This is a genomic window from Oceanobacillus neutriphilus (genome assembly GCF_014645515.1).
Classification (GTDB): Bacteria; Bacillota; Bacilli; order Bacillales; family Amphibacillaceae; genus Oceanobacillus; species Oceanobacillus neutriphilus.
The window spans coordinates 120,102-135,696 of sequence record NZ_BMLW01000006.1; the positions used below are offsets into that span (position 1 = coordinate 120,102).

Below are 15,595 nucleotides of genomic sequence, written 5' to 3' on the forward strand. Positions count from 1 at the left end.
GAAATAAAATGACCTATAATAAGAAAAATGCTAATCCAGAATTTAACGTTAGAAGGTCTCAGTTGTTAACGCCATTTGGTATAGGTGCTTTAATGGATGTAAACAATCAATCGGTAATGATCGCGGATTCAGAACACTGGGCTACAGAAAGATGTGAAAAGATACATGATATTCGATTGGAGACTGAAATGGATGCGGCTGGTTTTATTGAACCTCCAGTAAAAGATGAGCAAGATATCGTTGGAAAAAGGTTTCCTAAATGGTACTTTTCTCCTTATGATCGCATTCTGAAAAAAATTGGTGAATGGCGTGAGATGGTTTCAGAGCAGGGTGTTAAATCAAGAATTGACGCTTTTGATAAAAAACCTTATGATCCCAGAAATAAAAAAACTGAATTAGTGCCAGTACGTATAATCTGTGCTTGTAAAAATGGGCATGCTCAAGATTTTCCTTGGTTGGAATGGCCACACGAAGGAATGAGTTATAATGAGTATAAAAATCACGAAATTAAACTGGAGAGTACTGGGCAATCAGGCTCAATTTCAGACTTAATTGTCACATGTAAAACATGTTCGACAAAAGACCCTAAAAAAAGAAAATCCAGAAATTTAATGGGGGTTTTCGATGAAAAGAACTTCCAAAAAAAGATAGAAGATATTGGAATTAAATGTCGAGGAAATTATGAGTGGAAGAAGTCCGAAAGTGGTAAAAAGTGTAATGAGGGTTTAAGAGTACTTTTAAAGAATGCTAATAATTTCTATTTTCCAAACATATCTAGCTCAGTTAATATTCCATTTAAAGAGAATAAACTAATTGAGATGATTCAAAATTGTCCAGAATATTCTTCATTAGAAGATGAACTAAAATCTGTTTCTAAAGTTGATGGCATAGAAAAACTAAATAATAATATAAAGATAAAGATGCTTATGGAATGGATAGCAGATAAGATAGAGAAGAAGTTTGATGAAGTTAAGAATGAAATATCAGTCAAATTTTTTAAATTGAAAACTTCGGAAGCAAATGGAAATATCATGGATTATAGAAGGCCAGAATTTGATGTTCTTACAGGGCAAGAGGAATATGATAAAGACTCTGAGCGATTTAACATTCAAATTTTTTCACCAAGTAAATTTACACAGTCTCCTTATAATAAACTAATTGATGGTATCACATTGGTTCATCAATTAGAGGTGGTTAGTGCTCTTCGCTCTTATAGTAGAATCGAGACCACTGACTCTGAATTAATGAAGGAAAAAATTCTGGACGGAGAAGAAACTATCGATGAAGCGGTTGAAGTATCTTTAAAGCGAAAAGATGGATATTATGTGGGGATGCGTTCATTAGGAGAAGGAATTTTTATCTCGCTTAATCCGAATCTAGTTAAAGATTGGAAGAAACGAATTAAAAATACTTCAGTGTATAATCGAATAATTAGAAAAGAGGCAAAAGTTCGATTTAAAGATGAACTTTCATATACCAAATGTGATTATTACTTAATTCACACATTATCTCATCTATTAATAAAGGAATTAAGTTTTAGTAGTGGTTATTCTTCATCTGCATTGAAGGAAAGAATTTATTTTTCAGATGCTAAAGATGAAGAAATGTATGGAATATTAATATATACTTCAAGTGCAGATTCAGAAGGAACTTTAGGAGGGCTCGCGAAGCAAGGAGTTCCTGAAAAATTTTTTGAAATATTGGATTCTTGTTTAGAAAAAGCTCAATGGTGTAGTTTTGACCCCGTTTGTATTGAAAGTGATTCTCAGGGGAGGGATTCTTTAAATGCTGCTGCTTGTCATGCTTGTTCGCTTATTTCAGAGACGAGCTGTGAGAAAATGAACGTGTTTCTTGATAGGGGTGTGCTTATAGGGAGTATAGATGAACCTAATTTAGGATTCTTTAGTAAGAGTAAGTAACCAGATAGGCATTCAGCTAAGCTACGCTTAATAAAAATTAATCGATATGCTTGGCATTTCTAATTTTACTTCATTCGTGAAGAATGTTTTCTTTTTCATCTTTCTTGCACGATAGGTCTTGGCAAAAAATTCTTATTTCATTCAATTCTTCGAATCATTTGGGTTTGGTGATTACTGCCTTGAAACGTACCACCTAATGCCACAAATGACAAATATCTACCATTCTGCTTTGTTAACACACGTTTGAGCAATCGAGCATGTGGTAAATATTATTCTTTCTCGCCTTTACGATGGAGAAATCTTCATGATAGGCTCTACAGCTAGTCAAGGTTCAGCATCTGCCTCAATGCCAATATTCATAATCATAGAGGATCCATGTCAAGGTATTCTGCGTAAAATGTAGTCAAAGAGTATTTTGTATTTTTAATTGCCGGTTCACTGAATCAGATAAAGAGTCTTTGGCTACTTTTTAAAATTAAATCATGTATTTAAGAAATTATAGTAAACATCATAGCAAAAGTAGTGAAATACAGTAGACGTAATCACAGGAGGTACTTTGAGTAAATAAACAATATTTTTTGAACATGATAGTGATTCTGTTTAGATGTGACTCATAGCAAGCATCTACATACATATTGAGGGAGTATTTTTTCATCTTAATGAACTCCTCCATTGAAATTTGCCAAATCTGAATTACTATTTATCAACGAATGATACATTTACCATTTCAACTTGTAATTAATTGCAAGGCAATCGATTATGTAATAAGTATTATTCTTTTCATCTTTACATAGGGTGACATCTATGCATGATTGATCACCTTTTCCGTTGCTATTTTTCATAACTATAGATGCTCTGTTCTCAAGGCATTTTGCATAGATTGGAGGCCAGTACACATTCTGTAATTCTAATTACAGCCTCCATACATAAAATAATGTGCCTTTCCCCTTTTTAATAACTGATAATAACATTGTCATTATGTAGTAGGATCCTATGGTGGCGCTCACACAAGATCTTTCTTTGCTTTGATTTATAGCCTTCGCAATTGGAGAATATTATATTATTTTTTTCTTTGTGCAAATAAACTGTATCTTTAACTCGAGTTGATCATTCCACCGACCAACTCAACTAATATTCTATAAATTGGACTTTATCAAATGAATCTACTTTAGTTTTTATATTATGAAATAAAAATTCTTTTTCTTTTCTTTTCCGATTTGCTGAATAATGAATTTGATAAACCTTTTTAGGCAAATCCTTATACATATTAGCTATAGCCTCATTAAAATCGTAGGTAGTTATCCAATGGCTATCAGAAATACCTTTAATTTCATAACAAAGTTCTCTATGGTCCTCATGATTATAAAAATTTGTATACAGATTTTTTCCTTGTTTATAATATGGAGGGTCAAAAAATATAAAAAGTTTGCTCTTTGAGAAATTAGGAATGACGTGTTTTATTAGATATATTGCATCATAATTATAAAGATTAATTCTTTCTTTTAATGAAGAAATACGTCTAATTTTACTAATTAAATCAACTTTATTAAAACGGCAATCTAACTTATATTGCCCACTATCATCCCTACTTATTGGACCTCCTTTAATAATACCAGAACGGTTAGTTCTATTTAAATAAAAAGTAGCGAAACCCACTTCAAGACAACTGTAATTTTGTTGATTATTATATATTTTTTTCTGTTTTTCCCATTCAGTTATATTAATTGGAGTTTTTTCAATTAAACTTATGAAATTAGTTGTATCATAAAGAACACAACTCCAAAAACTATATATTGATTTGTCAAAATCATTAATTATAATAGAATCTACATCACCATTTAATAGTAATTCAATTGCTAACCCCGCTCCGCCAGCAAAAGGCTCAACGTAAATCGGCAAATAAATATTATTTTGCTCAATTAAATTTTTTACAAATTTATATAATTGAGTCTTTCCTCCAGGGTACCTAAGGGGAGAAAGTGTCCTTGGCAATTGCCTCACCTCCTTCTAGTTTGACAGAAATTTATTTGTGAACAAAATTTCATCCAAACACTTCAGAATAGTTGACACCTTTTTCCAAGCATCTAGTAATTCTTGGAAATCGGGAACTTGAGTTTGGGAATGGATATAGAAATTAATAATTCTAGTAGTAGCTGCATTATTATTTTCAGTAAAAGTAATCTCTATAAGTTCAATTTCTTCTTCATATTGAGGATAAAATTTTTTCAAATGATCTTTAATATTATTATATATAAGTTCTCTTAATTTTTGGTTGCGCTTTGTCCTATCCCTAGCAATCCCTTTTATTCTATACTCTTTTTTATCGTCTTTAACAAAGTAATCTATATACTCATGAGTATATGTTTCTAGCAGTGATCGTATCAGGTACATAGAGCCCATTCTATTTTCTTTATATTTATTACTCTTTATTTCTTTAATTAACGCATTGATTCTTTGATTTTTTTGATATTTATTTGTAAATGCATACGCTCCTGTAAGGTTAACATACTTACTTACATCATTAGCAGCCCTAATAATACCTTCAGTTGGAGCAGATTCTTTTATTTTTGTAGATCCTTCCTCAACTCCTTCAGTTGATATCGTCCCCCCTTTTTCTCCTACATGCCCTTCTTTAATTCCTTCAGTCGATACCGTTCCTTTTTCTCCCACATGCTCTTTTTTAGTTCCTTCGGTTGATATCGCCTCTTTTTCTCCCACATGCTCTTCTTTAGTTCCTTCTCCAGCTTTTTCGATTGAAATTGTTCCATTAGATTCATTTACAGTAATTTTACGATCTATTTCACCAGTTGAAGGTAATTTACACATTTCAATAACTTCCGAATTAAAAACAATATTCATATTTGTGCGTGTGTCAATCTCATTTTTTAAATAAATTCTACTAATTATATTTTTCAAAGCCGCTTTAAATACATCCATAGGTAATTCAGTCTTTATATGTTGGTCAGGGGCGAAGCCAATCTTCAAAATATCTTTAGCTTTTCTGGAAAACGGCAAAAATCTATCTAATTTTGTCGTTTCCATCTTATAAATTTCTAATCGATGTTTATCTTCTTCATTCCATTCTATCTCATTTCTAATAAATTCGAGAAAGTAGAAAAAACGTATACCTTTCCTAACATCTCCAGTTTTCTCATTAAGCACTCTAGCAATATGATTAATAGACTCGCCTTTTTTATATCTATTAACAAACCTTTTAGTAGTAGCAATAGTAGACCATTTTTTTACACTTCTATCTCCAGAATGACGCATTGTGATAAATGCCTCGGCCGAATTTCTATCTGGAGCTAAAACAACAGGAAAATCCCTGAGGTAATTTTCCATCTCAGTATCTATCTTAGGTATTTTAGTTGTTTCTTTATCGGTAAGCAAATGAGGATCAAGTAATAACTTACATGCAGAAATTCTTCTATTACCTTCTAAAACAATATACTTACCTTTTTCTAAAGTTACTACTGGTTTTTCAGCTAAAGGTAATCCTCTATTTAAATATATTTGATTAGCTAATTCAATTGATTCATCTTCATCTACTAAAAATCTTAACAGATTTTCCTGTGTAAAGTCATCTATGAAAACCCTAGGGTTGTCGTAATCAAGTAATATATCTGAAACATCTACTTTAATTTCTTTCCAATCTGAATAAGCCATCCAAACACTTCCTCTCTAAAAGTTTGATACTAGTATAGTTTCATGGACACAACCTAGTTATGTTTAATTTTTATCTTATCAATCTAGAGGAAATTCTTGAAGAATTAAATTTGCCAATTTTTCTGTTCGATCGCTGATATCTTCAATTGTCCACGTATCTTTAGTTTCAATTTTTTCACCTTCACGAGTAATCGATTCATTTAAAAAAAGTTTTGTTCTTAACCCAGTGTATTCACTAGAATCTTTATGCCTGTAATCACGCTTATATACAAAATCTTTATCGCTTAACTCAGGATTATACGCTGTAAGAGTTAGGTTACCAAACCTATGCATATTTTCTTTTTGTAGATTAGATGCCAAGTCATTATTTTCTGGTGAGATCATCTCTTTCCAACTATCTTTTAAATTTAAATTTTGTGGAAGAATGTGTTCAAGTGACCACACAGGTTTACCATTACTTTCATACTGGTCGAAATTCTCTTGATTTTGCTTATTGAAATAACGACCATGTTTGCGCTCAAGTTCAATCAAAACAAAGCGTACTGTTTGTGGTGAAATATCATAAACGGATCCCTTAAGCGCGGATAAAAAATCCCCATCGCTTGGACTAATTTTATCCAAAATATTTTGTGTAACTGATAAACTAATATCATCTAAATTGTTTTCTTTCTGAAGTAAACGAACCACTTGAATGGTCTTAGAACGAATATTTGATGATTTGGGTTTAAGTACAATATTTCTCCGTACATAAAAGTTAACAAGATAATTAAACACTGATTCAACAGTTTCTTCTGAAATATTCTCTTGGTGTAACTCTTTCAATAAATATATCATTATCGGATAAACAGGCGATGTTTCGAGTTTTGATAATTTACTAATTGTAGTTTCCAATTCTTCACCATATTTAATATCTTGATCATTTTTTATTTTAGGAATTATTGTAGAGAATATTCTAGCATTAATAATCAGTGTATTCATATATCGATAACCATTATTATTAAATAGTTTTTCATATTTACGAAGAGAGGCGTGTTTAGTAATTGAAGAAGTTCCTTCTCCCTCAAAAGCATCATAATTATTTTGTAAGAATTGAGTGACCGCAGTTGAATTTGGTTCTCCATCATTTGAAAAGATACTAATCAATTTATTCCATTCTTCAAGAGCATCTTTTTCGGAAAAGTGTTGAACAGCTTCGCTTAAATAATAAGATTTCAGTAAGTCAATTAAAGTTAATGGCAAACCTTTTGCATTTAAAGAAGTAAATACAGAAAAGGCGTCTGTTAAATCATTAACTGTTATTCTTAATAATTCAACATTATTTAGTTTGTGATAAAACTCATTTATTTTCGATAATTTATCAATACCACCACTTTCTTCCTTTTCTCCAATTAGATCTTGGATAAACTTATATCTCTTACCGAAAGTTCTATTTCCAAATCTTCCTTTTGGTTTGTCATCAAGAACTTGCAAATAATTTTTAAAAATCTCTGCGTCTTGATCGAGAAGTCTTAATCTTGGATCACCTTCACTTGTGCGTAACTTACGAGCAATATCAGCTTGCAATGCAAAAATTTCACCCAGCTTGCTGGTTTTATTAGCATCTATATACCTATCTCTTATATTTGTTAATTCTTCATGAATAGCTAAAAAGAAAAGAGCAATTGTAGTTAAACGTTGTTGACCATCGACTACATCAAACTCATTCGGAGTATGAGGGATACGTGTTACTAACAAATTCCCTATATAATAACCAGCTTCTTCGTTCATTACATCGTTATATATTTCTTCGATATTATAATTATTCCAAGAATAATTACGTTGATAAATGGGAATATTATAAATAAACTTACCTTCGATAGGGAAAATTTCAGAAATTGGTTTAGACTCTGGATTTATATTCATAATAATTTAACCTCCTTGGAACTATTAATTTTTTTATAAAATGAACAATTGAAAAAGCTGTACTAGCATCAAATATTAAGGTTTAGCTAAGTATAACTAGTTAAATTAGAGTTCTTTATCTTCTCCTTAATATCATTTTACTGAATCATAATACTTACAAATTTGTTCAATAAAATTCATTTCTTTTTCAAAAAACATTCACTTATGGCAATACTATCTTCAATTAATCTGAAAAACCCAACAACACCAACTGTATCAACTTATGAAGAAACGTTATCTTAGAAAAAGATAACGTCAAATCACACCGCTTCTGTACCTCTTCACTTATCCTAGACGCCCCAACAGTTGCAACAACAGACTTACTCTTCTCATAAATCGCTAGCTACTCAAAGTTTAGCATCCGGATGTGCCTGTACAAGAATACATTCGTTTTCATTTCACTCATCATCTCAAGATCTTTTTTTATCCACCACTTAGCCAATAATTACTTTCACAAAATCACCTAGTTACTTTTATATCTCTAAATACTTTACTCAATTATTTATCCTTTAGCTTTCCAGCAGTTAATATAATAATTTTAATTGTCATCTTACTTTATCTTTTTAATTTTACTAATCTTTTCCTTTATATTATCATATTCATTGTGCCTTAGTTACACCTATTTTCAAAATCCGTTAATTTATTTAGGTAAACATCTGTTATTTAATTTACTTACAATACCCATTTCTTATCCTGATTAATATACACTCACTTCCACTTTCAAATCTAAATTAAAAACCACAAAAAAGCATTCTTCCCTATCCCCGTAACTTTTCTACCAAACGACTCCTATTCCTCAAACCCTAAACCGCCTTACCAACCCATTCAACTCCTCAGCAAGCCTCGACAACTGCTCAGAACTCCCCGCAACCTCTTCCATAGAACTGGTTGTCTGCTGAGTCGATGCAGAGGTTTGTTCAACACCGGCAGCCGCTTCTTCAGAAATAGAGGCAATTTCTTCAATAGAACCCTTCATTTCCTGACTGCTTGTGGTAATATCGGCTAAGTTTTCATTAACAAGATTAATATTTTCCACCATATTGGAGATAGACTGATTGATCTCCTTAAAGGTTTTTCCTGTTGTAACGATTTGGTCTGTTCCCTGCTCTACTTCGGCATACCCATCCTTTAATGATTGGACAACGGTACTTGTTTCATTCTGGATATTCGCTACGATATCAGTAATATCTGTGACGGAAACAGCTACCTGTTCCGCAAGCTTTCTCACTTCATCGGCTACTACGGTAAATCCTTTTCCATGTTCGCCTGCTCTTGCTGCTTCAATAGCAGCATTTAATGCAAGCAGGTTAGTCTGGCCTGCGATATCCTTGATGACCGCAACAAGATGGGATATTTTTTGGGAATGCGTATCTAATGCTTCTACTTTGACAACTGCCCCCTGTACAATCTGGTCAATCCTGCCCATCTGTTCTGTGGAGGAGGTCATTAATTCGCTCCCGTTCGTTGTCATTTCAAGTACTTTATCGGAATATTGCTGAACACGTTCACCGTTATCATTTACTTCCTGTACTTTTGTAGTAAAGTTACCGGTAATATCCGCCAGATCGCTGGCACTGTTTGCCTGTTTTTCAGAGCCTGCAGCCAGTTCCTGCATCGTGATAGCTACCTGTTCGGAGCCGGATTTGACTTCGTTCGCTGCCTGGGTTAATTCCTCGCTTTGATTTGTCACTGTCTCAGATACCTCGTTGATTTGTCTGAGCAGGTTCCGCGTATTGCTTGCCATTTCATTGGTGGCTTCCACTAATTGTCCGACTTCATCTCTTGTCTGTATCTGCAGGGCATCCTGGCTCAGGTCACCGCTTGCGATCAGCTTCATCCGCTCCATGACTGCTTTGATCGGTTTTGAAATAACACTACCAGTAACAAGTGCTGCTGTCACACTGAGAATAAGAATTAAAACCGAAACAACAACGACAATGATGACAGTTTGGTTTCCGTGAGCGATGATCTTCTCCCCGCCCTGATTAATGGCTGCTTCTGAATCTGCTGCCATCTCCTCATATTCTGCAGTAATATTATCAACCATAAATGACAAGCCGTTCAGATTCGATATCGCCTGCGCTTCATCGCCACGGTCATACACGTCAAAGACATCGCCGACCACAGCAGTCTGCCATACATTAGTCGTACGGATTAAATTCTCCAATTCTTGTGAGGCTCCAATACTTTTTGCTAATTCTTCAAACTCTTCTCCTTTCTTTGTAAGCGCTTCAAATTCTTCCTTGAAATTATCATCTCCAGTCAATACGTACCCGCGGGCTGCTGATATCCGGCTGGTCATGGCAGTTTCCAATCCAGTATTTGCAATTAACATTTGAAGATTGTCTTCAACCATTTTTGTTGTTTCATCATTCATTTTTTTAATGGTAATCGAATTGTAAGCTCCTAAAAAAAGAACTAATAAAATAACGATGGAAAATGCAAAAATAATCTTGCTTTTAATGCTTTTCAGATTAAAAATAGCTTTCCTTTTCTTCTTTCTCTTTCTATTCATGAACATGCTGCTTCTTCCCTCCATTTTAAATTTACAGTAAATTTTCACTGTATCTATTCTAATAAAATAATTTCCTTTCTAAATCTGCCTTCCCCCGGTTGAATTCTATATCTATATATAGAACACGGGTCATTTGTCTTGCTATGTAGGTTAATAGGTCCATCTTATATATCGGTATATTTAACCATTTATGAAGCGTTTTTTGATAAAAAACGACAGAATTTATGAAATAGACGTATTATTTCCCAGTAATTAAAGGCGTGATTCTAGGTAGAAACGCTGCTTTGCGGACATGCTCGGTATTAACAAAATAAAAAAGAATCCATCCGATATGAAATAATCAAAATGAATTCCTTTTCTTATGAAAGCTCGTATTTGTTTTATGTTCTTATGATGCAGCACCAGATTGCTAAACAATATTTAAAAACTATAAGTCCTTATAAACAATATATTTATTACCATGAAAGTCTTTATACTCTACACTCTCTATCTCACCTGACGAGGAATAATAGAAACTAAGCTGCTCATTCACCATTTCCGTTAAAAAAGTTGTTTTTGATGCGTCGTGACTGACTGGAAAAAGCTTAAATTTATATAATATCCCGTACGTTTTAGAAACAGTTAAATAGGCTTCACCATTCTTTGAAGTAATGTCTAAAATTTTGCTCTCATCATCTTCTATCTTATACTTCCCGGTAATAAGCTCCGTGTTTGTAAAATTGATTGGTTGAACAACAGGAAGAGGCAGAGATACTTTTTCATCAAAAACCACCTTTGCCATCTCCTGCATTAAATGCGTTACAGGCGTAACGTTCATATTACTTAGAAAGATTAATGTAACCTCTTCATCCACGAACCTGAAAAAGTTGCTGCAAAAACCGCTGATATCTCCAAAATGATGCATGCATTTTCTGCCCAGTATGTCAGGTACCGCCCATCCTGAGGCGTAGGAACTAAAATTGGGAGTAAACATTTTTTCCATTAATTCTTCGTTAAGGAGCTGCGATGATTTTAATGCCTGATCCCAAAGGAATAAGTCCTCTGTTGTCGAATATATTCCATAGGCTCCTAAAGGAAAGGATAAATCTGCGTATGCTGCGTGAATGGGTTTTTCCCAGAACGAATAGCCTGAAGCTAAATCTGGAACTATATCTATTCCGTTATCACAGCCTGTATTTTTCATACCTAAGGGAAGACAAATTTTTGCTTGTATGTATTCTGCAAAAGACATAGCTGAAACCTTTTCTAGAATGGCTGTCAGTAATGCGTATCCTGAGCTGGAATATTCGAATTTACTGCCTGGTTCAAAGTTCAATTCAAGGTGTTTAAATGAATCAATCAGTTGATTTAAAGTCATCGGGAGTCGCATTGTTTTAGACCAGAAATCAGGAAAACCTGTGTAATTCGGAATTCCTGTCGTGCTTGTTAAACAATGATAGATTGTAATTTTATCACCATGCGGAAAGTCAGGAAGATACTTTCCTACACAGTCATCTATATTTAACTTCCCCTCCCCATGTAATTGATATATACCCATGGATGTAAAAGCCTTCGTCAGTGAACCGATGCGGAATTTAGTTGCAGGTTTATTAGGTACAGCATGCTCCCAATTTGCCATACCAAAGCCTTTGTTTAACAGAATATTTCCTTTAGAAGCTATTAAAATGGAACCATTAATATAGCCATTTTCTTCGTATCTTTTTATCCATTTACCTATCCGTTCTTTTGTTCTCATGTCATTTCCCCTTAAAATCAAAGTTACTATTATTTATCTCCATTTTTACTTCCAGCTTCCCACTGACATCTCATAACTAATTGCCCCTTATCCAATTCCGCAGAAAGACTCCCCTGCATTTTTTCCATTAAACTTTTAGCAATCGCCAATCCAAGTCCCGTTCCTTTTCCCTTTCTTGCCTGATCTGCTTTATAAAAGCGGTCAAACAAGTGGAACAGATCCTCTTCCTTTAATTGCGGAGCCGGGTTACGAATCGTTAGCTCAACAAAAGATGGAATGCTTTCTAAAGTAATGGTTACATCGCCGGTAGAATGTTTCAAAGCATTTGTAATTAAGTTTTCAATGACCCGCTTCACTGCCGAAGAATCTGCCATGATGCTTATATCTTCCTTTGGAATATTTATCGCCGGCTCGATCTGCTTTTGATTGAATTCTTCATAAAAGCCAGCCAAAACCTCCAGAACAAGATCATTTAATGGAATAGACTCTATCTTCAAGGCATAGTCTGTTGACTCAATAACGGATAGCTCAAAAAAGTCTTCCAGCAACACTTTTAGCCTTAATGCACCATTTTTTACAATCAGGACATACTCTTTTCTTTGATCATGGGTTAAAGCATCATCTTCCAAAAATTGAATATATCCCAAAATAGAGGTCATCGGTGTACGAATATCATGTGAAATATTGGAAACAGCCTGTTTTAACTCATTCTCTGTCCGTCTTTTTTGGGCGATGGCGTGCCTGGTTTCATCGATTTGGAGATTGATTTCATTTGCTAATGACTCTGTATCCTTATCATAATATCCAAGCCTGATTTTCGTATCTGTTTTATTTTGGTGTCTTTCTTTAAGCTGCTTGCTGACGCTTCGTATTTCTTTTTTCAAAAACAAAATATGGGCAAGAAAAAAACATGCTGACAAAACAGAGCCTATCGTAACATATATCATTTTTTCTCACCCACCTGTTCATTTATTTAATTTCCTTTTTCTGAAATAACACGCTCCCCAAAATTCCGAAAGCGATAAAAGTTACAACCGGGACTACGACCAATTTTATCATTTCAGCACCATTAACTGTGTCTACATTTACAATATCCAAAAATAATTTAAACACAGAATAGTTAAACACAGCTTCCAATATTGGATTTAATTGACTCAGTAGAAACAAAATACTGTCAAAAAGAATGAAAAAGATAAGCATGAAGCCGATAGCCTTTCCACTATCGGTAAAGATTGTGGCAAACATGGCCATTATTGACGCAAACGCTACTGCGTAAAGGATCGTTAAACCAATTGTTCCAGCAAAGTATCCGATTCCCGGCATTCCATTGAAATGAAGGAAAACAGAGGCAGCTCCCGTAAATACAATTGGAAATATTAATGAAATAAAAATTGCCCCAATGGAGTAGACAATCAATTTTGCAAAATAAATACGGATCCTGCTATTTCCTGAAGCAGCAATACTCTTCATGGTGCCAATGGCATATTCACTTGAAATAAAGAAGCCTGCTAATATACAGGGAACAAGTCTTAACACATAGTTGTTTCCCCCGAGGATGCTATTTCGATAAAAATCAATTACTTTAACCGTATCTGCTCCATCGTCAAACACAATTAACAAAGGATACAACAGACTAACAGCTGTCAGAATAATAATTAATGTCCAGAGTGATCGATCCTTCCTAAGCTTAAACCATTCCGCTTTAATAAGATTATCCATGATGAATACCCCCAATACGATTCATAAAATAAGACTCCAGATTCTGTCCCATTGGCATGAACTCCTCAATGATCAGTCCCTCATTTACAAGTATGGAAGAAACCTTTCCGGGGGTCTCCACATGGTCAAATAGTTTTATACAGCCATCCGGCATGACTTCAAATTCATTTGTGGAAAGCTGCTTTTCCATAATCGTGGCAGCCTTCTCTGGATTATTTACTTTAATATGCAAATATTGCTGACATTTTGCATGAAGCTCGTCTATCGTTAATTGTTCCAATAAATTCCCTTTATGAATAATCCCATAATGGGTGGCAAGTAAATGTAATTCACTCAAAATATGACTGGAAATAAGAATGGTCATTCCATATTCCTGATTTAATTTTTTCAATAGCTCCCGGATTTCAACGACTCCCATTGGATCCAGGCCATTGATCGGCTCATCAAGAATTAAAAATTCCGGATCGCCAAGTAAAGCAATCGCTATTCCCAGCCGCTGCTTCATACCTAATGAAAAGTTCTTTGCCTTCTTTTTCCCTGTGTCCAGAAGGCCTACAATGGCCAGCGTTCTTTTCACACATTCTTTGCCCGGAATTCCTTTTAACAGCCGATGTGCTTCTAAGTTTTCAACTGCTGTCATATGCGGATACAATGCAGGCCCCTCTATAATGGTGCCAATCCGCTTCCGGGCCTTATTCAGTTCCTGTCCATGGCTGTTTCCGAATAATTCCATCGATCCGGCAGTTGGACGGGCAAGTCCTGTCACAAGGCGAATAAATGTAGATTTTCCGGCGCCGTTTTGTCCGATAAAACCATATATAGAACCCTTTTTAACGGACAGGTTCACTTTATTTAGAGCAATTTGACTTTTGAATTGTTTCGTTAAGCTGTTTGTTTTCAGTACATAATCACTCATGAATTTCCCTCCTTCACATGATGCTTTTAGTATAGAAAGGAAACCTTAATGAACTCTTAAGGAGATTCTTAAGAAAACCTTAAGTTCTCAGCCGGTACCCCATTCCCCAAACAGTCTCAATATACTGCTCGTCCGGGTTAATAGCTGCCAGCTTGTTTCGTATATTGCTTATATGTACATTAATGATATTATCATCGCCGTAATACGCTTCTTCCCATACACTTTCAAACAAATTTTTCTTCGTGAAAACCTTCTTCGGCGATGACAAGAAAAGAACTAATATCTCGTATTCCCGCGCTGTAAAATTCAGCTGTTCCCCTTGAAGAAATACAGCTTTCGCCTCCTGATCAATCTCGATGTCTTTATGGACTAATCTCTTCGTGTCCGGCAGTTTATTGATTCGCTGGTATCTCCTTAAATGAGAGTCAATCCGGGCAGAGACTTCCTCAATATCAAAGGGCTTTGTTATATAATCGTCTGCGCCGGTTCGTAACATACCTATTTTTGTTTCCTGATCAGCTTTAGCTGAAATGATAATAACCGGAATATTACTTTGTTCGGCAATCTTTGCCAGAATTTCATCGCCGGACATCCCTGGAAGCATCAGATCAAGGAGCAGCATATCCCATTCCTGCTTTTCCAGATATAGCATTGCTTCTGTACCGGAAAAAGCAGGCTGGGGAAAGTAGCCGCTTTTTCTAATGATGTCACATAGTAATTGATTGATATCATTGTCATCTTCTACTACCAGGATTTGAATTTGTTTGCTCATGGTTTGTGTCCCCTTCATTTTTGGGAGATTCGTTTTAGATCCGCTTTAACATGTTACTATAATTAGATTATAACCCTGGTTATGGAGAAATATCATCGTTTTTTACTCCTTTTATAATTCGCAGCTATTTCAAAAACATAATACTACTATTATCTTATTGACAATCCACACACAAATCGTTAGAATTTACTTAACAATTTAAAGATTCGAGTGATTGTTATGTTAGAGCATACATCCCGACAATTAAATCATTGCTTTTTTAGCTATTTTTAGATAGCGTCTATATGCCATTCTGGATATAGATGCCTATATCTAAGATGGCTGATTAACATGTTGAAATGTTTAACCAGTCACAGGAGAAATCAAAGTGGCTGGCTTTTTATATTTTCCAGACCATTTACGTTTCTCTCCT

General features: G+C 34.5%; 11 protein-coding genes. 1 reads left to right on the plus strand and 10 read right to left on the minus strand.

Features of this window, described 5'->3' with window-relative positions:
- The first annotated feature begins 8 nt into the window (after positions 1 to 8).
- A complete protein-coding gene (gene drmB / locus IEX29_RS11165; protein ID WP_188734548.1) occupies positions 9 to 1,919 on the plus strand; it encodes an MrfA Zn-binding domain-containing protein in 1,911 nt (636 codons plus the stop codon).
- Between the two features lie 1,128 nt (positions 1,920 to 3,047).
- Here the strand turns inward: drmB and IEX29_RS11170 are convergent.
- The 10 genes from IEX29_RS11170 to IEX29_RS11215 all read right to left on the minus strand — a co-directional run bounded on the left by IEX29_RS11170 (position 3,048) and on the right by IEX29_RS11215 (position 15,183).
- Positions 3,048 to 3,911 (minus strand): DNA adenine methylase, encoded by an 864-nt coding sequence (locus IEX29_RS11170; RefSeq protein WP_188734549.1) that lies wholly within the window; start codon positions 3,909 to 3,911, stop codon positions 3,048 to 3,050.
- A gap of 15 nt (positions 3,912 to 3,926) precedes the next feature.
- Positions 3,927 to 5,585 carry a ParB N-terminal domain-containing protein gene (locus IEX29_RS11175; protein ID WP_188734550.1) on the minus strand — a complete coding sequence of 553 codons (1,659 nt, stop codon included), beginning with the start codon at positions 5,583 to 5,585 and terminating at the stop codon, positions 3,927 to 3,929.
- 78 nt (positions 5,586 to 5,663) lie between these two features.
- Positions 5,664 to 7,487, minus strand: coding sequence for a DUF262 domain-containing protein (locus IEX29_RS11180; protein ID WP_188734551.1), 1,824 nt, complete (start codon positions 7,485 to 7,487; stop codon positions 5,664 to 5,666).
- Positions 7,488 to 7,710: 223 nt separating this feature from the next.
- Positions 7,711 to 7,863 (minus strand): 23S rRNA (pseudouridine(1915)-N(3))-methyltransferase RlmH, encoded by a 153-nt coding sequence (locus IEX29_RS11185; protein ID WP_188734701.1) that lies wholly within the window; start codon positions 7,861 to 7,863, stop codon positions 7,711 to 7,713.
- A gap of 459 nt (positions 7,864 to 8,322) precedes the next feature.
- Positions 8,323 to 10,041, minus strand: a complete 1,719-nt coding sequence (locus IEX29_RS11190) for a methyl-accepting chemotaxis protein (RefSeq protein WP_204799032.1) — start codon at positions 10,039 to 10,041, stop codon at positions 8,323 to 8,325.
- Positions 10,042 to 10,468: 427 nt separating this feature from the next.
- Complete coding sequence (locus tag IEX29_RS11195) at positions 10,469 to 11,776, minus strand: serine hydrolase domain-containing protein (protein ID WP_188734552.1); 1,308 nt, start codon at positions 11,774 to 11,776, stop codon at positions 10,469 to 10,471.
- A gap of 29 nt (positions 11,777 to 11,805) precedes the next feature.
- Entirely contained in the window at positions 11,806 to 12,723 is a 918-nt protein-coding gene (locus tag IEX29_RS11200; protein ID WP_188734553.1) for a sensor histidine kinase, read from the minus strand.
- A 22-nt stretch (positions 12,724 to 12,745) separates the two neighbouring features.
- Positions 12,746 to 13,495, minus strand: a complete 750-nt coding sequence (locus tag IEX29_RS11205; RefSeq protein ID WP_188734554.1) for an ABC transporter permease — start codon at positions 13,493 to 13,495, stop codon at positions 12,746 to 12,748.
- A complete protein-coding gene (locus IEX29_RS11210) occupies positions 13,488 to 14,411 on the minus strand; it encodes an ABC transporter ATP-binding protein (RefSeq protein WP_188734555.1) in 924 nt (307 codons plus the stop codon). The genes IEX29_RS11205 and IEX29_RS11210 overlap by 8 nt, the downstream gene beginning before the upstream one ends.
- Before the next feature lie 79 nt (positions 14,412 to 14,490).
- On the minus strand, positions 14,491 to 15,183 hold the full coding sequence (locus IEX29_RS11215; protein WP_188734556.1) for a response regulator transcription factor: 693 nt from the start codon (positions 15,181 to 15,183) through the stop codon (positions 14,491 to 14,493).
- Positions 15,184 to 15,595: the final 412 nt, after the last annotated feature.